Origin of the sequence: Hujiaoplasma nucleasis, assembly GCF_013745115.1 — a bacterium.
Lineage (GTDB): Bacteria > Bacillota_I > Bacilli_A > Izemoplasmatales > Hujiaoplasmataceae > Hujiaoplasma > Hujiaoplasma nucleasis.
This window is the reverse complement of record NZ_CP051151.1, coordinates 715,087-736,257: the sequence shown is the minus strand read 5'-3', so window position 1 is coordinate 736,257 and position 21,171 is coordinate 715,087. Positions and strand designations below refer to the sequence as shown.

The following is a 21,171-nucleotide window of genomic DNA, read 5'->3' as shown; positions in this document are numbered from 1 at the left end:
TGATAAGATATATACTCGTACGTACTGTATGGATATTCGTGGTTTTGTCTATTATTTTGACTTTAAACTATGTGCTAATCAAAAGTGCGCCAGAATATCCACCACAAGATACGAATCAAAAAGAAATTTATTATACTCAACAGTTTAATCGAGGTTACATGACCAAGTATACTGAAGAGAATGCTGACATCGTTACAGCAATCAAAAATAACGAAATGAATGAAACAGGCAAAACTGCATATCTAAGAGATAAACGTAATCCAGTGATTACGGTTTTTGAACCTGTACCAGTATCTAAACAATACTATATTTGGGTCAAAGATATTCTTACAGAATGGGATTGGGGAACTTCAACAAAATACTCATTTGGTACACCGGTTTTTGATATTTTGAAAGAAAGAATTCCTGTAACATTAAGATTAAATCTAGTGGCTTTATTCTTTTATATTCCAATTGGATTTGGATTAGGAATTTTAGCTGCCTTGAAAAAGAATAGTGTGACAGACAATGCCATTTCATTGACGGTTATGATTTTTATCTCCATACCGAGTTTTGTTACTATGACATTCTTACTTATGCTGTTTGGTTATTCATTAGAATGGGTGCCAACACAGTTCGTATCCAGTCAGGCCGACTTTGGAAAACAAGTCGCCAGTATGATTTTACCGGTTATGGGGCTTTCCTTCGGAGCTATTGCTAGTTTAACTCGTTTTACTAGGGCGGAATTAACAGAAGTATTAACTTCAGAGTTTTTATTGCTAGCTAGAACTAAAGGTTTAACAAAAAATCAAGCAGTAATTAGACATGCTATGAGAAATTCATTAGTTCCATTAGTACCTGGAATTATTGGGTCTTTTGTTGGTTTATTAAGTGGATCTGTTGTTATTGAGTTAATTTATGGTATTCCAGGAACTGGTAGGGTTTATATTAAAGCGATTACCAGAGGTGAATATGATTATAATTTAGCTGTAGGTACAACTGCATTCTATACAATCATTTCTCTATTTGCTGTATTATTAGTTGACTTATCTTATGGTATAGTCGATCCTAGAATTAGAATGGGGGCGAAGAAATAATGGCTGACAACGAAAAAAACATTAAAAAAGTTGAACAAGATTTTGACAAAAGTCAATTTCAGTTCGTCCAAAAAGAAGATAAAATTTATGATAAAAAGTTTCAAACTAAACCAATAGGTTATTTTAAAGATGCAATGATTCGTTTTGTTAGAAATAAAACAAATGTTGTTGCTACAACCATTTTGGCTTTATTGATTCTTTTATCTGTTGTAATACCTGCATTGGATCCAAAAGCTGATCCAATTCAAAACGATCAAATTGACTCACAAATATCATATTTGCCACCAAGAATTCCTTTATTAGACAAATTAGGAATTGCTGATGGTACAGCTTCATATGAAGACAATCCTGCATCATATGCTAATCCTTATATTGATTTAGATGGTTTTTACATTGATGCTCAAGGTAATTTTATTTTAGATGATCAAGGAAATCCTATTGACGCTATCATGAATGAGGATGGAACTTATCAATTTAATCCTCATCCTGACATCCTATATTTACCTACAGGTGAAATTTCTGAATTTATTGAAAAGGGTACATTAACTAATTATTATGTTCCTTGTACAGATAGAGAAGTTACTTGTGAAGGTGGATTTGTTCAGTTTTCAAAACAAAAAACTGGAACACCTGTTGGTGCTTACACTTCTGTCTTAACAGATGGTATTGATGGCGAAGGAAATCCAACTCAAACATATCAAATTCAAACTTTGACAGGAATTTGGTTCCCTAGTGAAGTTAAAATTGAATTAGACATTACTGAAAGTCATCCTTTAAACGAAAATATTATTGATAAAAGCGCTGCTTTCAAAGTTTATTTCCAAATTCAACAACAAAATGTTCCAACTAGTGAATTAGCAATGGTTTTAGTATTTGATTCATCTGACGAGACTATGTATGATTCTTATGATCCTGAAACTGGTTTATTTACAGTAGATATAGCGAATCATCCAGAATTAACTTTCGGTACTCAAAAATATCGTGTGGTTATTGCTTATGAATCAAACACTTTAGACTCTGGAGTTTTAGATTCATTTAAAATTTCTGCTTTATCAGGTGGAAATCCATTGGGTGATCAAGGTCCTGAATCTAATTACTTAGTATACGCTGAAGGATTCCCATTATCACAATTTAGGTTGGCAACAGATATTCTTGTTACTAGAAATGAAGTATCAACTTATATGTTTGAAGGTAATATTTTAAGAATAGACGGTCAAAGATTAACTGCTGCTTACACAGTAGATGCTTACGCTAGAGCCTTTGGTCCTGTTTATCGTGAAGGACATCCTGGTAGTGAATTCTTAGCTGAAACTCAAGGATGTACTTTAGAAGATGGTACTTTATTTGATCCTGAAGTTCATAAAGCAGATGTTAGATTTAATGATGACTGTGCAATTTATCAATTAATTCAACGTAATGATGATGATGCAGTTGTTGTTCCTGGTAAAGGTACATTCTATACATATAATGTTTATTTGAACTATAGAGTTTATGCTGGATATGATGAGTTACCATATTATTTCTTTGGAACAAGTGCAGCTGGTTATGATATGTTCAACCTTATTTGGATTGGATTAAAAACTTCATTATTAATTGGTTTATTTGTTTCAATTATTAATATTGCTATCGGTGTTGTTTATGGTGCGATTTCTGGTTACTATGGTGGCCAAGTAGATATTATTATGCAACGTTTTGCTGAAATCGTAGGTCGTATTCCATGGTTAGTAACTTTATCAATCTTTATGGCTTATTTCGAGGCAGGATTTACATCCTTAATTCTAATCTTGATTGTATCTGGTTGGATTGGTGTATCTTCAGTAACTCGTACTCAGTTCTATAGATATAAAGGCCGTGAATATGTATTAGCATCAAGAACTTTAGGGGCAAAAGATGGACGTTTGATCTTCAGACATATCTTACCTAATGGTATTGGTACTATTATTACTTCAAGTATTCTATTAATTCCGACTGTTATCTTTAGTGAAGCAACTTTATCTTACTTAGGATTTGGTATCGGACATGGTCAAAAACTTACTTTATTTGGTATTGATAAATTAACATTATCTGGTGTTTCTATTGGGGTTTTACTAAATGATGGACGTAATAAATTACAAAATTATCCTCATTTAACTATTTTCCCTGCGATTATCATTTCTATATTGATGATTACTTTCAATATGTTTGGTAACGCATTAAGAGATGCATTTAATCCAGCGTTGAGGGGGTCTGAATAATGGAAAAGAAAAACTTAAAATTACATGTTGAGAATTTAGCTGTTTCATTCAGAACAAATCAAGGCTTGGTACATGCTGTTAGAGGCATTAACTTTGATTTATACGAAGGCGAAACACTAGCAATTGTTGGTGAATCAGGATCTGGCAAATCAGTATCTAGCCGTACAATCATGGGTATTCTTGCTTCAAATGGATTCATTAAATCAGGAAAAATCATTTATGAAGGACAAGATTTAACAAAGGTTGACGAAGAACATTTCCATGAGTTACGTGGTAATAAAATTGGGATGATTTTCCAAGATCCTATGTCTTCTTTAAACCCTATCATGCGTATTGGTAAACAAATTACTGAAGGTATGATATTAAATGGTAAAAGACTTAAGAACAAAGAAAAAAATATGTACAAAACTCAAAAGAATATTTATCATGAGTTATTAAACGATAAAAAAGCTTTAAATGAAGATTTTAAAACATTCAAGAAGAATTACAAAAATGCTGTAAGATTCGGTGTTAGAGATATAAGAAATGAATTTGATCGTAAGATTGATGAACTAAAAAAACAAACTGAATTCAATATATTTGATGCAAAAAATCAAATTAAATTTAACAAGTTAGATATGGCATCTGCTAAGAAATCTTTAAATGAAGCTCAAAATGAAGCTGAAAAAGCTTCTATTCAAGCTAAAATTGACCAACATTTGCAAAATATTGAGAAAATCAAAAATGATATAGTCAACTTTAAGGCAGAAATGGTTACTGAAAAAGCTAAATTAAAAGAAGAAAAAGCACAAAAAATTTCTGAATTTATTACATCTAAAAAAGCTGAGCGCGCTGATGTAAATAAAAAGATTAGTGAAGTAAAATCTCAATATTCTGATCCTGATGCTTTAAAAGAAAAACTAGCTGAAGTATCAATTTATCATGAAACTCTATACAATTATGAAGATAATATGGCTGAGTTAAATGCAAAAATTGGACCTGCTAAGGCTGAATTTTTAAGTGCAAGAAAGAATGCTAAAGAAGTTATAGCTAAAGAATGGGCTGATGAAAAAGCTAAAGCAAAAGAAAAAATTGCTAAGGTTAAAGCTCAAGCTCAAACATCTGAGGGTAGAGAAAAGCAAATTGCTGACAAAGAAGTTATCTTAAGTCAATTATTGGCTAAGAAAGATGAATTAAAAGCAGATTTTGAAGAAAAACTTGCTGAAGCTGTTACTACAAGAGAAAAAGATCGAGTTAAGAATCAATATAAGTTTGATTTGAATGAACTTAATATTGAAATTAAAAAAGCAAAAAATGATGTAAAAATTGAAAAAAATTATTTTAAACATCAAATTAGTGAAATTAAAGAAGAACTTAACCGAGTTAAAAAGGTTACTAAGTCTGAAGCTAAAGAACGTGCAATTAAAATTATGACTGAGGTTGGTATTCCACAACCTGAGAAAAGATTTAGACAATATCCATTCCAATTTTCTGGAGGTATGAGACAAAGAATCGTTATCGCTATCGCTTTAACTGCTAATCCAGATGTCTTGATTTGTGATGAACCTACAACTGCACTAGATGTGACTATCCAAGCTCAAATCCTTGAATTGATCAATGATTTAAAACGTGAGAGAAACTTATCAGTTATCTTTATTACTCATGACCTTGGTGTTGTTGCAAATATGGCTGATAGAATTGCTGTTATGTACGCAGGTAAGATTGTTGAATTAGGAACTGCTGAAGATGTCTTCTATGATCCTAAACACCCATATACTTGGGCTTTATTATCATCAATGCCTGATATTAACACAAAAGAAAGACTTATAGCTATTCCTGGTACTCCACCAAATATGTTATTCCCACCTAAGGGTGATGCATTTGCGGATAGAAATTCATATGCAATGAAAATTGATTTTGAAAAACAACCGCCTATGTTTAGAGTGAGTGACACACATGAGGCAGCAACTTGGTTATTACATAAAGATGCACCGAAAGTGGAAATGCCTGAAATCGTTAAAAACAGAATTGAACGTATGCTTAATTTAGATAAAGAAGGAGTGAAAGCAAATGGGTAGAAAAGATGAAACACCAGTATTAAGTGTTAAAAATCTTAAACAACATTTCACTTCTGGTATTGGAAAGAATAAATTGGTTGTTAAAGCAGTTGATGGCGTTAGTTTCGATATTTATAAGGGTGAAGTATTTGGTTTGGTTGGTGAGTCAGGGTGTGGAAAAACGACCACTGGCCGCTCAATCATTAAATTATATGAGCCAACTGACGGAGAAGTTTATTTCTTAGGGAATTTAATCTCTGCTGGTTATAAAGAAAACAAAGAAGCTATTAAGCGTGCTAAACAAATAGCCAAAGATAAAATTAAAACGTTAAAAGCTGAATTGACAGAAGCATCTGATGCTGATAAAGAAACTTTAAAGATTAAAACTGATGAGTTAATCAAAGAAGTTAAGGCTGAAAGAGATGCTGCTATTGAAAAAGAAAAAGCTGAAATTGAACGTAAGAAAAAAGAGTTAGATGCAAATTACGAGTTAATGAAAAAAATGCAAATGATTTTCCAAGATCCAATTGCATCATTAAATCCTCGTATGACAGTTAAAGAAATTATTGCTGAAGGATTAAGAATCTCTGGGATCAAAGATCCACGTGTAATTAATGACGAAGTGAATAAAGTTCTTGAAACTGTTGGTTTATTACCTGAACATGCTAGTCGTTACCCACATGAGTTCTCAGGTGGACAAAGACAACGTATCGGTATTGCGCGTGCCCTTATTGTTAACCCAGAATTCATCATTGCTGATGAACCGATTTCTGCGCTTGATGTTTCTATTCAAGCTCAGGTTATCAATTTATTAAATGACTTAAGAGAGCGTCTTGGCATTACTATTATGTTTATTGCTCATGACCTTTCAGTTATTAAATATTTTAGTGATCGTATTGGGGTTATGTATTATGGTAATTTGGTTGAGTTAGCGGATGCAGATGAGTTATTCTTAAATCCTTTACATCCATACACAAAATCATTGTTATCTGCTGTTCCACAGCCTGACCCAAGATATGAAAAAACTAGAAAAAGAATCGTATATGACCCAAGAATGCATGACTATGTTCAGTCTCCACCAAAACTTCAAGAAATCAAAAAAGACCATTGGGTCTTGGCGAACGATGAAGAAATTGCGGAGTATAAAAAAGTACTTAAATAATGATAAAAAAGTATTTTATTGATTTAGTGGTTGCTGGTCTATTAATATTTGTATTGGTTCAAGTATTAGATGACCATAAAAATTTAGTCCAGGATACAATGTTTACTGTAGGGGTTGTTATGTTTAGCTTTGGTTTGCTGACAGCTTCAGGGGCCACTAAAATGTTTAGAGGCATGGGTTATGTCTTGAGAAAAATGTTTACAAAAAAAGTTGAGGGCATATCTTATTATGAGTATCTTCTTTTAAAAGAAGAGAAAAGGGATAGAGTCATGGGATATCCATTGTTATTCTCTGGAATAACCCTTGTGATCGTTTCCATAGTCTTAGCTGATTTTATAGAAAGATTTAGTCATATGTTTTAATGATAACAGGCAGTTCATCTGCCTGTTATTTTTTTGAGATTCATGTGAGGACCTTTAAAACGTGCTTAAAACATGTTATAATGAGGTAGAAAACAAATTATAGGAGGAGATTATATGAATCAATATCATGAACCTTATGAACATTTATCAAAAGAAACTAGAGACTTAACAAGAGCTTTTAAATCGCTTATTGAAGAGTTTGAAGCTGTAGACTGGTACAACCAAAGAATGGATGTTGCGTCAGATCCTGAGTTAAAAGCAATTTTAAAGCACAATCGTGATGAAGAAATGGAACATGCTGCCATGACTCTAGAATGGTTAAGAAGAAGAATCCCTGAATTATCTGATGAGTTAAAAGATAATTTATTTAAAGAAGGAGATATCGCTGGTCATCACGGTGAGTAAATTTACAAAAAGATAAGGACTATTTTTCTTAAATAGTCCTTATTTTTTTTGATTGGATTGTTAAAGCATTAAACATTTGATAGAATAGAATTGATTGTGAAAGTGAGGTAAATTATGCCATATCAAAATAAATATTTAGAGTTATTAAGTAAAGATTTTCCATCTGTTCAAGCTGTATCTACTGAATTGATCAACCTTTCAGCCATATTGAATTTGCCTAAGGGTACAGAGGTCTTTATTACAGATATTCATGGAGAGTATGATGCCTTTAATCATTACTTAAAAAATGCCTCAGGTATCATTAAAGAAAAAATAGATCAATTATTCCCTGATCTATCTGATAAAAAGAAAAATCAGGTGGCTTTTTTTATCTATTATCCTACAGACATGCTTGATAAGTATCAAAATTCTTTGTCAAAAGAAGACTATCAAACCTTGATTGAAAATCAACTTTATTATATGGTTCAGCTAGCTAAGAATATTGTCAGTAAATATACCAAATCTAAAGTAGGCAAGAGTTTGCCAAAAGAATTCTCTTATATTATTCAAGAGCTCATCTATGAATCAAGAAATAATGAGGATAAGAATAAGTATTATGATGCTATTATTTCGGCTATTTTTAAAACCAAGAGAGAAAATAAATTTATACTTGAATTATCTAGGTTTATTCGTAACATGGCTATTGACCAATGGCATATTGTTGGTGATATTTTTGATCGGGGTCCTAAACCTCATATGATTATGGAAAAACTCTTACGAATGAAAAACGTAGATATCCAATGGGGAAATCACGACATCGTTTTCTTGGGAGCTGCTTGTGGGTCTGAAGTCATGATTGCCAATATGATTAGAATCGCTGCTAGATATAATAATTTAGATACTTTTGAAGATGGATATGGTATAAACTTATTGCCTCTAGCTAGATTAGCTGATAAATATTATCGACATGACCCATGTGAGATTTTTTATCCTAAGGATTCATCAACTATTAATAGTTTAGAAGACTTATCTTTTATTGCAAGAATACATAAAGCCATATCTATCATTCAATTTAAGTTAGAAGCTACTATCATTAAAAGGCATCCTGAATTTGAGATGGATGATAGATTGTTATTGGACAAGATAGATTATAAAAATAACACACTTTCTTTAAATAATCAAAATTATAAGTTAATAGACCAACATTTCCCTACAATTAATCCAAAAGATCCTTATCGGTTGAATGATGATGAAATGAATGTGATAAAACACTTAAAGCGCTTAGTACTACATAATGAAATGATTCAATCTCATGCAAAATACTTAATAGATAAAGGAAGAATGTATTTAATATATAATCACAATTTATTATTTCACGCTGCCATACCATTCAAAGATAATGGTGATTTTGCCTCAATGGATATAGAGGGACGTTCTTATTCAGGTAGAGACTTATTAGATCGTTTTGATAAATTAGTTCGTAGTGCATATTATCATCGTTATGATGAAATAGACCACGAAGAAGACTATTTTATGTACTTATGGCAAGGGAAATATTCACCTTTATTTGCCAAATCAGCCATGAAAACCTTTGAAAGGTATTTTTTAAAAGATAAGTCATTACATAAGGAAGTGAAAAACCCTTATTTTACCTTGAGAGAGAACGAAGAAATTCTTCAAAAAATATATGATGTGTTTTCTTTGAATCCACAAAAATCTAAAATCATTAATGGTCATGTACCCCTAGATATTACCAAGGGTGATGGGGTTGTTTTGGCCAATAAACGTATCTATAATATTGATGGTGGAATGAGTAAACAATACTCTAATGAAACAAGTTTTGCTGGTTATAGTTTGATTTCAGACTCTTATGCTTATTTTTTAGTATCTCATGAAAGATTCAATACTTATAAAGAACTTATAGAAAAAGAGAAAGATATATTCTCGGTAACGCGATCTGAAGAAATAAACCCTAGAAGAACCTATATATACGATACCAATAAGGGTGAAGAACTTAAATCAAGAATCAATGATCTGTTTGAGTTGCTAAATGCTTATCGTGAAGGTGAGATTGTTTCAATTAAAGATTCGTGGACGGTTGATCCATCTAATCAATGAAATATCACATTACATGTGTTATAATATTGATTGGGATTAGTAGGTAAAAATCTTATATTATCTAGTTTTTACATATCAAGAATATTTTATAAATAATGATATATTTAATTTAGGAGTGTGTATGATGGAAGCTGTTTTATCTGTCCAAGAGATGAAAGATTTGGAAGCTTTAACTTTAAAGGAATTAAAACTTAGTGAAATTGACCTTATGAAACAAGCTGGCTTAGAGTTGACTGAAGACTTTCTAGAAAGAGCAAGACCGGAAATTCATGATACAATTTCTATCGTATCAAGTGTTGGTCATAATGGTGGAGATGGCTTGGTCATGTACCTTGAGCTTATAAAACATGGATTTAAACCAAAAATGGTTATTATCGGTAGATTAGATCAAGCATCACAAGCTTATAAGTATTTTTTTGAAATGGTCAATAAGGAAACAAAAATATTCTTTTTAACTAAAGAAACGGATATGGATGTTCAAAAAGCTTTGGTTTCCTCTAAATATATTGTGGATGCAATTATTGGTATAGGTTTAAGCCGTCCCTTAGATGGATTTTATTTAGATTTAGTTAGATATATCAATGGTTTAGAAAAAATAGTCTATTCGGTCGATATTCCTACAGGAATTCATCCCAATAATGGTTTGTTATTTAATGAAGCCATTAAAGCAAACTATACAGGGATCGTTGGTTTTTATAAGTATGGTAATATTATTAATGATGCATTAGACTATCACGGACAAATTAAGGTCTTAGATATTGGTTTGGTCAAAAAACATGATGTAATGGTTAAATTGATTTTTGATGAAGACTTTAGCATTGAACCTAAGAAGCGTAATCATAATTCTTATAAGTATAATTACGGTTTAGGTTATTTTATAGGTGGCTCAAAGACCATGCCTGGCGCCATCAATTTGTCAGTTTTAGCTGCTTTAAGGTCTGGTATGGGTATTGCTCATGTAATTCAGGAAAACCCTGTTGCTAGGCATTTAGAGGTTATTTATGAAGATATTAATGATCCTATAGATATAACAAAGGTTGATTCTATTGTTTTTGGTCCTGGATTAAACCCTAAGCACGAAGACTATAAGAAAATCTATCAAAAAATCAATGATTCTCAAATTAAGTCTGTCATTGATGGTGGGGGATTAAAATTTCTTAATTTAGATGAAGTTAAGAACCCGAATATGATTCTTACACCTCATGAAAAAGAATTCAGTGATTTGTTTTCAGTGGGTGTAGATGAGGTTGAGCATCACCCCTTTAAATATATCAAAGAAATCGTTGATAAAAATATTACTTTAATTCTAAAAGGTCAAACAAATGTTATCGCAAATAAAAAACATATCTATTTATACCAATCGAAGAATCCTGGTCTTGCGACTGCGGGTTCAGGTGATGTTTTAACGGGGACTATAGCTTCTTATTTGGTTGATAACTCACCAATTAGTGCAGCTATCAAAGGCGTTCTTTTACATTCTAAAGCTGCTGGATTGGCTAGAGATAAATATGGTCAGGTTTCAATGATTGCTAGTGATATTATTCATGAAATAGCTAATGTTTTGAAAAGAGGATAATATGAAATATTTAGATACAATTCCACAATTAGATCCAAGTGTTAAAAACATAGGGGGTCAAATTGTTGGACAAGTTAAACTAGAAAAAAATGTGAATGTTTGGTTTCATGCCAGTATTCGTGGTGATATGTGTCCAATTCACATAAAAGAAGGCACCAATATCCAAGATAATGCAGTGGTTCATACCAACACCAATGCACCGACGACAATAGGTAAGTATGTCACGGTAGGGCATTCAGCCATTGTTCATGCTTGTAGTGTTGGGGACTATGCTTTGATTGGGATGGGTTCTATTCTTTTAGACCATTGTGAAATTGGTGATTATGCCATGGTCGCAGCTGGCACAGTGGTACCACCAAGAAAAAAAGTTCCTCCAAGACATTTGGTCATGGGTAACCCTATGAGAATTGTTAGGGAGTTGACCGATGAAGAAATTCAAGCCAATATTAATAATTCCAAACTCTATATAGATTTAGCCAATAAATATTCAAAGTGAGGTTTATATGAAAGAATATACTATCAATGAGTTGTATGACTTGCTTAATAAGGGTGAAATGACATCATTAGATTTGGTGGAAATGTATCTTGATAGAATTAATCAATATGATCAGTCTGGGCCAAAGATAAACGCTGTTGGTGAAATCAATCCAGACCTTTATGATTTAGCAAGAAACTTAGACCTTGAAAGAAAGATGAAGGGTCCACGATCAAAACTTCATGGAATTCCTTTGCTTATTAAAGACAATATTTTAACAAAAGATAAAATGCATACAAGGGCTGGTTCTATAGTGCTTGAAGACTATTATGGTAGTGAAGATGCTTTCATTGTAAAAAAACTTAGACAGGCTGGAGCTATTATTTTAGGAAAGGCTAATTTATCGGAATTTGCTTATTTTATGAGCTTTGATGACATGCCTTCGGGCTATGGTGGTTATTCTGGTCAGGTTAAAAATCCTTACAGTAAGAATATTGACCCTTTAGGATCTTCAACTGGTTCAGCTGTTTCAGTAGCTTGTAATTTTGTTCCATTTTCTATTGGAACAGAGACCAATGGTTCATTGACTGCGCCTGCCTTAATGAACTCTATTCAAACCATAAAACCTTCCATGGGCTTGGTATCAAGAAGTGGTATTATTCCTATATCTCATCATCAAGATATTGCTGGACCAATGGCAAGAACCGTTGAAGATTTGGCTGAAGTCATGAATGTGATAGTGGATTATGATCAAGAAGATTTAGCGACTCATCAAGTTAAGGATCATGTCTTTGAATTTACTAAGAATTTAAAAGCACCTATTGATGATAAAAAAATTGGTTTTATTAAGTTCACCAATATTTCTTATAGTGAAGAAGAAATAGAAATAGAAAATCATGCAAAACAGATTTTTAGGATTTTGGGGGCTGATGTTTTAGAACTTGAAGTTGAAGCTCAATCTATTGCTAATTTTGATACTTTGATTTATGATTTTAAGGTTGATTTGAATCACTTCTTAAATCTTTATATGAAGGATTATAAAGTTCATTCTTTAAAAGATATTATTGAGTTTAATAGAAAAGACCCTGAAAAAAGAATGAAATATGGTCAATCTATTTTTGAAGCCGCTCAAGCAACTTCAGGCACCTTAAAAGAAAAAGAATATCATGAAAAGTATCAAGAGAATTTAGAGAAGGCTTCATTACTTTGTAAGTTAATGAATGACTATGATTTAGACTGTATCACATCAGTCAAGAGAACTTCATATGCGCCTATTGCAGGACATCCTGTGGTAGCTGTAGTGGCTAAGGCTTTGAAGGATGACAATCCCAAATCATTGTTTTTCAATGGTAGGACTTTTAAAGATGATGTATTATTAAATATTGCTTATCATTATGAAAAAGAAAGTAACAAACGGTTAAGCCCAGATTTAGATCACATACGTTAGTCAATTATTATTCAATATAGTTTTATTACTAGAAGAGGTAGTTACATGAAAAGATTATTCAAAGAAAAATTAATACTTTTAGGCATTTTTTTGATATTTTATATATTAATAGAAATGATGATGTTCACATGGTTAAAATTAGGATTCTTTCCTAAATTTTGGTTAGTGGATTTATTGGTGATGACTGTTTTTGCATCCCTATCCTTAATTTTTAAGAAGCATAAGACTAGTATATTCTATTTATCATTTTTTATATTTATTGCTGGTTTATTAGCCTTGGTTAACAATACCATGAATTATGAGTTGAATGGAGAAATATTCTCAGTGATGCATTTATTATACGCTGATGAGGCAGCAAATGTATTTGTGGCTGATTTCTTACATTGGGATTCAATTGTTGCTATTCTAGCTGTTTTTTTGCTTTATGGAATTACTTTAGCCTATGTAAGTAAGTTATTCTTTAAACCTTATTTAAGAAGTCCTTTTTATTTAATTAAAACCTTTCCTATACTTGTTGTTTCTCTTATTGTATTGTTATTTACCCTCAATGTAGTTCTACCTTCTTATAGGGAATACAACGATGCTACCAACGTTTCATTATTTAAAAGAAGTTCAATAAAGAAATATGGTATGATGGGTTTTTATGTTAAAGAAATAGATTCTTTGTTGTTTTCAGCTAATGATGATATCGATATAAATGACTTAAAAGAACAATTGGTTTTAGAAGATCCCAATGATTTTGATGAATCTGATTTAGAAATTCCTTATGCAGGGCTGTTAGAAGGAATGAATGTCATTACGATTATGATTGAAAGCGGACAAAGTTTTGCGGTTAACCCGGTTTTAACCCCTAATCTATACAAAATGACAACTGAAGGTTTGTTTTTCCCTAATCACCATGCGGAAAATAAAACTGTGGTTTCAGAAACCATTGGTATTTTAGGTCATTATCCTAACGATGGTATCATGACTAAGTTCTTTGATTATGATTTTTCATATTCAATGCCTAATGTTTTAAATAGACAAGGTTATCGTACGGTTTATTTTCATGAAAATTTATCAAGCTTTTATAGTCGAACTGAACTTACACCAGCTTTAGGTTTTGAAGAAGGTTATTATCATGAAGATTTTTTCCCTGATGAAAAAATATATGGTTGGGGCGGAGACTATACTTTGGATTCTCGAACCATGGAACGCATGTTAGATTATATGTTTACTGAAGATGATGGAGAGCCTTTTTATTATTATTGGACCACTTTAGTAGCCCATGGTCCTTACAATAGAAATTATCCGTCAGTTAGAGGAAAAAACAATCTACAAAAGTTTACTGAATTAGGATATTTTGATCAAATTGATCAAGCAGAAGCAAATGGCGATTGGGTCAATATTATGGATGATTCTGTGGATCCAGAGGATCCAGGTAGAATGCGTTATTATCAAGCAGCCATGATGGACTTTGATGTAGCTTTAGGTATTTTATTGGATGCTTTAGAAGCTGAAGGTATATTAGATGATACACTTATTGTTTTGTATGGAGACCATAATTTGTTTTACCATCAAATGCATTTAAGAATTAATGATGTTCAAATGGGTGAGGTTCATTATCCTTATATCTATAAAACTTTTTTCTCGATTTATAATCCTAAATTAACTCAAGCTTATTTAGCTAATAATCCTGAAGAAGATACTCAAGTGGATAAATTCATTTCTACTTATGATCTTTTACCTACTTATTATCATTTATTAGGAATTCCTTATTATATAAACTTTACTTTAGGAGAATCTATTTTCACAGACATAGAATCTATTTTCTATTCTCATAAGATTACTGCCTTTTTAAATTCTGACTTTTTCACCTATAGTGAAAACGAAATATACTATCCAGAAAATATAGATTTAAATCACAATAAAGAAGCTAATAAGTTCTTAATTAGTGTTGATCGATTGGCAGAAAGAATATTGTGGATTGAGACTTGGATGGACGCTACAGTGACTAGAAAAGAGTAAAAAAAACGGAAAATTATTATCTGTTTTTTAATAAGTAATTTGTCTTGATTATTTATTATATAAGTGTATAATTTATTAGGGAAATAAAGAAAGAGGTGTCTTTTATGTGGGATACAATTTGGGAATTTTTATCATCAGTACCCTTATGGGAAGTATTATTAATTTTGGGGGCTAAGATTGTAGAAGTATCAATATCTACTTTAAGAATCATTTTTATAGGAAAAGGTTTGAGAAAACCTGGAACTATCTTAGCACTTATTGAAATATTGTTATGGGTATTTATCGCATCATCAGTTATTAACGGTATTACTGAAGCGCCTTTAAAAGGTATATATTATGGTATAGGTTTTGCGGTTGGGGTTTATTTAGGATCTATCATAGAAGATAAAATTGGTGTAGGTAAGATACTTATCCAAGCAATTATTATGAAAGAAGAAGCTAAAAACGTCACCAATGCTTTAAGGGATGCAGGTTACGCAGTCACAAGCATTAATGCCTATGGCAAGTACAAAGAAAGAGAAGTTCTTATGATATTCGCTAATCGTAAGAACAAACTAAATATTGTCAAACTCATCAATGAAACAGATGATGATGCCTTGGTTGTCAGCAATGATGTATCTATGGTCAGTGGTGGTTTTGTAAGTCCGTGGCGCAGGTTAATAAAATAATCTAATTTTTAAGAAATAATGGTTGATTTTATTTGTCAATTATTATAAAATATATAGTGCGTGAAATCATGCACTTGCAGGTGTAGTTTAATGGTAAAACGTCTGCTTGCCATGCAGAGAATGGGGGTTCGATTCCCCTCGCTTGCTCCATGAGAATTTTGAAAGAGAAGATTATCTTCTCTTTTTTTATTACTTAAAAACTAATGAAATTAGTATTAATCTTCATTTGTCATATTTGAAATCTATTATTTCTTTGTTATAATATTCTTAAGAGGTGAAAATATGGAATATATAGTGAAAGATTTTGAAACAAGATATTATGCTGGTATTGAAATGATAGGTGGTTTTAAAATCGGATCTGATGATCATCTTAAATTACCAGGTTTATGGGAAGAATTAGAAAATTTATACATGAGTGAAATTCCCAATAAGATAACACCTTTAAGATTCATAGGTTTAGAAATATATCGTTTTGACTTTATGGAATCTAAAACTGTTGATTATTATGCCATGGTTCAAACTGAAGGTCTAGTGGAAGTTGATGAAGAAAATTTAGTCACAAAAAAATTACCTAAAGGTAAATATATAATGTTTCCAATTAATAAGAAAGATTTAAAGAATGAGATAAAGAAAGTCTATAAGTATGTAGAAAATGAAGATTTAAATGTTCATTTAGGCTTTCATGTGGAAGATTATCAGGATGAAAGTGGTAGCCATTTTAATAATCAAAAATTGTATTTATCATTTAAATTAGAGGAATAAAGAAAAGGCTTTCAGCTTTTTCTTTTTTTTAAGAAAAATGCCTTTAAATCTTACTATTTGGTATGTTATAATACGAATGGATAATTTAATGAAATTAAAGGGAGACACATATGAAAAAAGCATTGGATGAACACATTAAAGAATTAGAAATGATGGCTGTTGTTAAAGAAAAGCCAGAAAAAGGTTTTGTTTTCAAAAAAGTTAAGATTTCGACTGATTTAAAGGATCAAGAAGTATTAATTAAGATAAAGTCTGTTTCTTTTTGCGGAACAGATTCCCATATTTATAATTATGATCATTGGGCTGAGACACATTTAAATTTACCTTTAATTGTAGGACATGAATTTTCAGGTGAAATTATTAAAATGGCTGATGATGTCAAGGGTTTAAAAATTGGTGATGTTGTTAGTGCAGAAACCCATATCATTTGTAATGAATGTGAGTTTTGTTTAAGGGGAGAAGGCCATATTTGTGAAAATACCGAGATTATAGGTGTTGATAGAGATGGTTGTTTCGCTAGATATATTAAAATACCAGCAGCGAATTGTATAGTTAATAATGATGCAAAAAATGACTTGTATTTATCGGTTCAAGAACCTTTAGGGAATGCTGTACATACTGTGACGCATTTTGACGTCAAAGATAAGTCTGTAGTTATATTAGGGTGTGGTCCAATAGGTTTAATGGGTATTGATGTTGCAAAGGCTTATGGGGCTAAACAGGTTATCGCTATCGAGGTCAATGAGTTTAGACAAAATTTAGCTAAAGAATTAGATGCTGATTTAGTGATAAATCCAATCAATGAAGATGTGTATCAAAAAGTTATGGAAGCAACTCATGGTAAGGGTGTTGATGTAGTATGTGATTTTTCTGGTAATAAGGGTGCCATTGAATTGGCTTTTAAATATATAAAAGCTGGTGGTGGTATGTCATTGCTTGGATTGCCAAACGAAAATATTTCTATAGATTTAGCCAATGATGTTGTTTTTAAAGGTTTGAATATTTATGGTGTTGTTGGAAGAAGAATTTATGAAACTTGGGATAAGGTCAAGTATCTAGTATCCAATGATTTATTACACTTTGATAAATTTGTGACTCATCAATTCCCATTAAGTCAAATCAGCCAAGCTGCTGAAGTGATGAACGGTAAAAATTGTGGGAAAATAATTTTAATTCCAGGAGATGATATAGATGAATAATTTAAAGTATTTAGAAAAACAAGTAGAACAATTAAAAGAGGATGGGGTATACAGAACCCTACCTATTAATGAAGGTCCTTGTGATAACCGAATTTCTTTAAACGGAAAAGAAGTTGTTAATCTATCTTCTAACAATTATTTAGGACTAGCGACTCATCCTCAGGTTGAAGAAGCTGCGATTGAAGCAGTAAAAAAATATGGTGCTGGAACAGGTTCTGTAAGAACTATTGTTGGAAATCAAGCACCGCTTGAAGAGTTAGAAGTTTTATTAGCTGAATTTAAGCGAGAAGAAGCAGTTACTGTTTTTCAATCAGGTTTAAACTGTAATATTGGTGCTATTCAAGCCATTGTTAATAAGGGAGATTTAATTATTTCTGATGAATTAAATCATGCGTCAATTATTGATGGTGTTCGTTTATCGAGAGCGGATAAGGCTATTTATAAACACTCTGATATGGAAGATTTAGAAGGTATCTTAAAAGAAAAAAGAGATGATTACAATAATGTTTTAATTATTACTGATGGTGTTTTCTCAATGGATGGAGACTTAGCAAAATTACCGAAAATAGTTGAATTAGCTAAGAAATATAATTGTTTAACTTATGTTGATGATGCTCATGGATCTGGTGTTTTAGGCGAAAATGGACGTGGGACAGTTGATCATTTCCATTTGCATGGTCAAGTTGATTTTATCATTGGGACTTTATCAAAAGCTATCGGTGTCATTGGTGGTTATGTAGCTAGTAAAAAAGTGGTTAAAGAATGGCTTTTACATAGAGGACGTCCTTTACTATTCTCAACTGCTTTACCACCTGCAGCCATCGGCGCAATTATTCAATCCGTTAAATTACTGATGAATTCTACTGAATATACTGATCAGCTATGGGATAATGCAAGATACTTTAAGAACAAGTTAGAAAAATTAGGTTTTGATATTGGCCATAGTGAAACTCCAATTACACCTGTTATGGTTGGCAAAGAAGATTTAACCATGAAATTTTCTAAGAGATTATTAGAAGAAGGTGTCTTTGTTTCAGCCATTGTTTTTCCTACTGTACCTAAAAACACAGGACGGTTACGTTGTATGATTAGTGCAGCTCATACTAAAGAAGATTTGGATTTTGCAGTAGAAACAATGGAAAAAGTGGGCAAAGAATTAAAAATTATTTAAGATGCCTGCCCATCGCAAGATTTTTTATGCATTTGTTGCATTAACAGCTTTATTCATGTTAATGAGTCTTTTGTATCTAGGGCATGATATTGTTTTAAGATTTAATTCAACAGATGATCAGCCTTATGTTTTTTCTAAGTACATTATTATTATTTTTATAGGAATTATTTCTTATTTTATTGGCTATCAATTGTATGATGAAAAGAATAAAGGTGATTATACAAAATGGTATCTTATAGCTTTTATTTTGTTGGCTATTGACCTATGGATAATTATTATTAATATATCAAGTTAAGGATGTTTATTGCATCCTTTTTTTGAATATTTTTTTACATGTTTTATAAAAATTATGGTATGATATTATACGAGGTGTTTATATGACAAAAATTAAGGGAAATTTATTGTACGGTCAATCTGGCGGGCCAACTTCAGTGATTAACGCTAGTGCTTATGGGGTTATTCAAGAAGCTTTTTTACAATCAGATAGAATTGAAAAAGTCTATGTAATGAATCATGGGATTCAAGGTGCATTGAATGAGGAGCTTTTTTTAATCAATGAACAATATAAAAAAGACATTGAATTATTAAAACATACACCAGGATCTGCTTTTGGGTCAGTAAGATATAAACTTAAAGATTATGAAGATGATGATACTGATTATAAAACACTACTTAAATTATTTAAGAAATATAATATCCGTTATTTTTTATATAATGGTGGAAACGATTCTATGGATACTTGTGCAAAAATAGCAAGGTATATGGAAAGAGAACAATATCAAGTTTCAGTGATTGGTGTTCCAAAAACCATTGATAATGATTTGCCATATACTGATCATACTCCAGGTTTTGGTTCTGCGGCTAAATATATAGCCAATACCATGGCTGAAATATATTATGATATGTTGGCTTATCCTATTGGGAAAGTCACCATTGTTGAAATAATGGGACGGCATGCAGGTTGGTTAACTGCTTCATCTGCTTTAGCTTCTATTAATGGATTTGGTCCAGATTTAATTTATGTTCCTGAAAGACCATTTTCTTTTGAAAAGTTTAAAAGAGATGTTAAAGAAGTTTATGAAAAGAAGAAACACTGCTTGATTGCAGTATCAGAAGGTATCGTTAATGAACTGGGTCACTTTGTTTTTGCTAAAAGCGGTAAAGATGATTTTGGTCATTCACAATTAGGCGGTGTAGCTGCTAAATTATCTGAATTATTATCTAGAGAACTTAAATTATCAACAAGATCTGTTGAGTTAAGTTCTTCACAAAGAGCAGCTTCTCATTATCAATCAATGGTTGATGTTAATGAAGCTGTTGGTGTCGGAAAGTATGCGGTTGAACTTGCATTAAAGAATTATTCAAATTTAATGGTAGGTATCATGAGAACTTCTAATGATCCTTATACAGTAGGTTGGACAAGTTTTGATTTATCTGCTTGTGCAAATTATGAAAAGAAAATGCCTGATACCATGATTAATATGGAAGGTAATGGCGTGACCCAAGAATTTATTGATTATGCTTTGCCTTTAATTCAAGGAGAGCATAAACCTAAATATCGTTTAGGTGTACAACAATTCGCTAAGATCAAATAATATCTTAGCTTTATCGCGGCTGTGGCGGAATGGTAGACGCGCTACTTTGAGGGGGTAGTATCCTTTGGGATGTGTGAGTTCAACTCTCATCAGCCGCACCAATTTTTCAGGAGGTACTATGAAGAAAAACACATTACTAAAATCAATGGATGTATTAATTCTTACAGCGATTGTCATTCAGTTTGTTATATTTTTACTAAATTATGAAAAAGAATTTGTTATCACATTAACAGCCATTGTTCAATTCTCATTTTTATTAGTTTACTTTATTTATTCTATTAGATTAAGAGCTTATTTTGAAACAACAATTAATGAAGAAAATGTCTTTTTTTCAAAACAATTCTCGGAAATCAAAGATGGGATTAATGATGTATCATATAGGGTGTCTGAGTATTTTGATAGACAAAGAGATATCGATGAAATCCGCTCACATTTTGGTCAATCAAAAGTATATTATCAAAAAGAATTATTAACTAAGGATGGGCAAAGGGTTACTATTGAGTTGATGTTGGTGACAGACAAGGGAATCTTTATTTGTGACTTCTTTGAAGCAAAGTTTATCTTAAAAGGAGATTTTCAAAAAGATAGGGTGGATATACAATATTCAAAAAACAATTCCTTTTCTATTGTAAATCCTTTAAGTCCTGTTTGGCCCTTATTTAGTGAGTTGAAAAGCTTATTAGAAATTAAAGAAGATTCTATGATTAAGAGATTGATGATCATAGAAAATCAATCTTTTGTTCTTGGAATGAACACCTTAGACGAAAACCAAGAAATAGCTAAAGAAGATGATATCCCAGCTAAAATGAGTCGTCTATTAAAGCAAAACAAAGTTCACTTATCTCAAGAAGAAATGAATCAATTTATCAGTAGAATTGACGAAAAAATTATCGGATAAT

Annotated in this window: 17 protein-coding genes, 2 tRNA genes and 2 pseudogenes; all 21 read left to right on the top strand. The window is 31.7% G+C overall.

Going from position 1 to position 21,171, the window contains the following annotated elements; all coding sequences use genetic code 11:
* The first annotated feature begins 38 nt into the window (after positions 1-38).
* The 21 genes and pseudogenes from HF295_RS03315 (at position 39) to HF295_RS03220 (ending at position 21,170) form a co-directional block, all read left to right on the top strand.
* A complete protein-coding gene (locus HF295_RS03315; RefSeq protein ID WP_376739682.1) occupies positions 39-1,076 on the top strand; it encodes an ABC transporter permease in 1,038 nt (345 codons plus the stop codon).
* Positions 1,076-3,310, top strand: coding sequence for an ABC transporter permease (locus tag HF295_RS03310; protein WP_312032431.1), 2,235 nt, complete (start codon positions 1,076-1,078; stop codon positions 3,308-3,310). The genes HF295_RS03315 and HF295_RS03310 overlap by 1 nt, the downstream gene beginning before the upstream one ends.
* Positions 3,310-3,747: pseudogene (locus HF295_RS08710) on the top strand (ATP-binding cassette domain-containing protein); the annotation flags it as partial. The gene HF295_RS03310 and the pseudogene HF295_RS08710, both read left to right, overlap by 1 nt.
* 747 nt (positions 3,748-4,494) lie before the next feature.
* A pseudogene (locus HF295_RS08730) lies at positions 4,495-5,367 on the top strand (ABC transporter ATP-binding protein); the annotation flags it as partial.
* Positions 5,360-6,508, top strand: a complete 1,149-nt coding sequence (locus HF295_RS03300) for an ABC transporter ATP-binding protein (RefSeq protein ID WP_312032429.1) — start codon at positions 5,360-5,362, stop codon at positions 6,506-6,508. The pseudogene HF295_RS08730 and the gene HF295_RS03300, both read left to right, overlap by 8 nt.
* Complete coding sequence (locus HF295_RS03295) at positions 6,508-6,870, top strand: DUF3899 domain-containing protein (RefSeq protein ID WP_312032428.1); 363 nt, start codon at positions 6,508-6,510, stop codon at positions 6,868-6,870. The genes HF295_RS03300 and HF295_RS03295 overlap by 1 nt, the downstream gene beginning before the upstream one ends.
* Before the next feature lie 114 nt (positions 6,871-6,984).
* Positions 6,985-7,275: an encapsulin-associated ferritin-like protein gene (locus HF295_RS03290; protein ID WP_312032427.1), complete on the top strand. Its 291-nt coding sequence runs from the start codon at positions 6,985-6,987 to the stop codon at positions 7,273-7,275.
* A gap of 114 nt (positions 7,276-7,389) precedes the next feature.
* The gene (locus HF295_RS03285; RefSeq protein WP_312032426.1) at positions 7,390-9,372 is read left to right on the top strand and encodes a fructose-1,6-bisphosphatase; all 1,983 of its coding nucleotides are present in this window, start codon (positions 7,390-7,392) and stop codon (positions 9,370-9,372) included.
* A gap of 124 nt (positions 9,373-9,496) precedes the next feature.
* Entirely contained in the window at positions 9,497-10,948 is a 1,452-nt protein-coding gene (locus HF295_RS03280) for an NAD(P)H-hydrate dehydratase (protein WP_312032425.1), read from the top strand.
* A gap of 1 nt (position 10,949) precedes the next feature.
* A complete protein-coding gene (locus tag HF295_RS03275) occupies positions 10,950-11,444 on the top strand; it encodes a gamma carbonic anhydrase family protein (protein ID WP_312032424.1) in 495 nt (164 codons plus the stop codon).
* A gap of 7 nt (positions 11,445-11,451) precedes the next feature.
* Positions 11,452-12,870: an amidase family protein gene (locus HF295_RS03270; RefSeq protein WP_312032423.1), complete on the top strand. Its 1,419-nt coding sequence runs from the start codon at positions 11,452-11,454 to the stop codon at positions 12,868-12,870.
* A 45-nt stretch (positions 12,871-12,915) separates the two neighbouring features.
* On the top strand, positions 12,916-14,877 hold the full coding sequence (locus tag HF295_RS03265; RefSeq protein ID WP_312032422.1) for an LTA synthase family protein: 1,962 nt from the start codon (positions 12,916-12,918) through the stop codon (positions 14,875-14,877).
* 104 nt (positions 14,878-14,981) lie between these two features.
* The gene (locus HF295_RS03260; RefSeq protein ID WP_312032421.1) at positions 14,982-15,545 is read left to right on the top strand and encodes a DUF2179 domain-containing protein; all 564 of its coding nucleotides are present in this window, start codon (positions 14,982-14,984) and stop codon (positions 15,543-15,545) included.
* Between the two features lie 76 nt (positions 15,546-15,621).
* Positions 15,622-15,695: transfer RNA gene (locus HF295_RS03255), tRNA-Gly, on the top strand.
* Between the two features lie 132 nt (positions 15,696-15,827).
* A complete protein-coding gene (locus HF295_RS03250; protein ID WP_312032420.1) occupies positions 15,828-16,307 on the top strand; it encodes a GyrI-like domain-containing protein in 480 nt (159 codons plus the stop codon).
* A gap of 110 nt (positions 16,308-16,417) precedes the next feature.
* A complete protein-coding gene (tdh, locus tag HF295_RS03245) occupies positions 16,418-17,506 on the top strand; it encodes an L-threonine 3-dehydrogenase (protein WP_312032419.1) in 1,089 nt (362 codons plus the stop codon).
* Complete coding sequence (locus tag HF295_RS03240) at positions 17,499-18,677, top strand: glycine C-acetyltransferase (protein ID WP_312032418.1); 1,179 nt, start codon at positions 17,499-17,501, stop codon at positions 18,675-18,677. Before tdh ends, HF295_RS03240 begins: the two co-directional genes overlap by 8 nt.
* A 1-nt stretch (position 18,678) precedes the next feature.
* Positions 18,679-18,972 carry a hypothetical protein gene (locus HF295_RS03235; RefSeq protein WP_312032417.1) on the top strand — a complete coding sequence of 98 codons (294 nt, stop codon included), beginning with the start codon at positions 18,679-18,681 and terminating at the stop codon, positions 18,970-18,972.
* Positions 18,973-19,054: 82 nt separating this feature from the next.
* The gene (locus HF295_RS03230; protein ID WP_312032416.1) at positions 19,055-20,272 is read left to right on the top strand and encodes a 6-phosphofructokinase; all 1,218 of its coding nucleotides are present in this window, start codon (positions 19,055-19,057) and stop codon (positions 20,270-20,272) included.
* 15 nt (positions 20,273-20,287) lie between these two features.
* Positions 20,288-20,373: transfer RNA gene (locus HF295_RS03225), tRNA-Leu, on the top strand.
* 17 nt (positions 20,374-20,390) lie between these two features.
* Positions 20,391-21,170, top strand: a complete 780-nt coding sequence (locus HF295_RS03220; RefSeq protein WP_312032415.1) for a hypothetical protein — start codon at positions 20,391-20,393, stop codon at positions 21,168-21,170.
* The last annotated feature ends 1 nt before the right edge of the window (position 21,171 follow it).

What these genes read in the sequence shown, in the direction of transcription:
- HF295_RS03265 (WP_312032422.1), top strand. Translation starts at nt 12,916, where the DNA reads ATGAAAAGATTATTCAAAGAAAAATTAATACTTTTAGGCATTTTTTTG.
- HF295_RS03280 (WP_312032425.1), top strand. Translation starts at nt 9,497, where the DNA reads ATGGAAGCTGTTTTATCTGTCCAAGAGATGAAAGATTTGGAAGCTTTA.
- HF295_RS03275 (WP_312032424.1), top strand. Translation starts at nt 10,950, where the DNA reads ATGAAATATTTAGATACAATTCCACAATTAGATCCAAGTGTTAAAAAC.
- HF295_RS03310 (WP_312032431.1), top strand. Translation starts at nt 1,076, where the DNA reads ATGGCTGACAACGAAAAAAACATTAAAAAAGTTGAACAAGATTTTGAC.
- HF295_RS03295 (WP_312032428.1), top strand. Translation starts at nt 6,508, where the DNA reads ATGATAAAAAAGTATTTTATTGATTTAGTGGTTGCTGGTCTATTAATA.
- HF295_RS03220 (WP_312032415.1), top strand. Translation starts at nt 20,391, where the DNA reads ATGAAGAAAAACACATTACTAAAATCAATGGATGTATTAATTCTTACA.
- HF295_RS03250 (WP_312032420.1), top strand. Translation starts at nt 15,828, where the DNA reads ATGGAATATATAGTGAAAGATTTTGAAACAAGATATTATGCTGGTATT.
- HF295_RS03240 (WP_312032418.1), top strand. Translation starts at nt 17,499, where the DNA reads ATGAATAATTTAAAGTATTTAGAAAAACAAGTAGAACAATTAAAAGAG.
- HF295_RS03290 (WP_312032427.1), top strand. Translation starts at nt 6,985, where the DNA reads ATGAATCAATATCATGAACCTTATGAACATTTATCAAAAGAAACTAGA.
- HF295_RS03235 (WP_312032417.1), top strand. Translation starts at nt 18,679, where the DNA reads ATGCCTGCCCATCGCAAGATTTTTTATGCATTTGTTGCATTAACAGCT.
- HF295_RS03260 (WP_312032421.1), top strand. Translation starts at nt 14,982, where the DNA reads ATGTGGGATACAATTTGGGAATTTTTATCATCAGTACCCTTATGGGAA.
- HF295_RS03230 (WP_312032416.1), top strand. Translation starts at nt 19,055, where the DNA reads ATGACAAAAATTAAGGGAAATTTATTGTACGGTCAATCTGGCGGGCCA.
- tdh (WP_312032419.1), top strand. Translation starts at nt 16,418, where the DNA reads ATGAAAAAAGCATTGGATGAACACATTAAAGAATTAGAAATGATGGCT.
- HF295_RS03300 (WP_312032429.1), top strand. Translation starts at nt 5,360, where the DNA reads ATGGGTAGAAAAGATGAAACACCAGTATTAAGTGTTAAAAATCTTAAA.
- HF295_RS03285 (WP_312032426.1), top strand. Translation starts at nt 7,390, where the DNA reads ATGCCATATCAAAATAAATATTTAGAGTTATTAAGTAAAGATTTTCCA.
- HF295_RS03270 (WP_312032423.1), top strand. Translation starts at nt 11,452, where the DNA reads ATGAAAGAATATACTATCAATGAGTTGTATGACTTGCTTAATAAGGGT.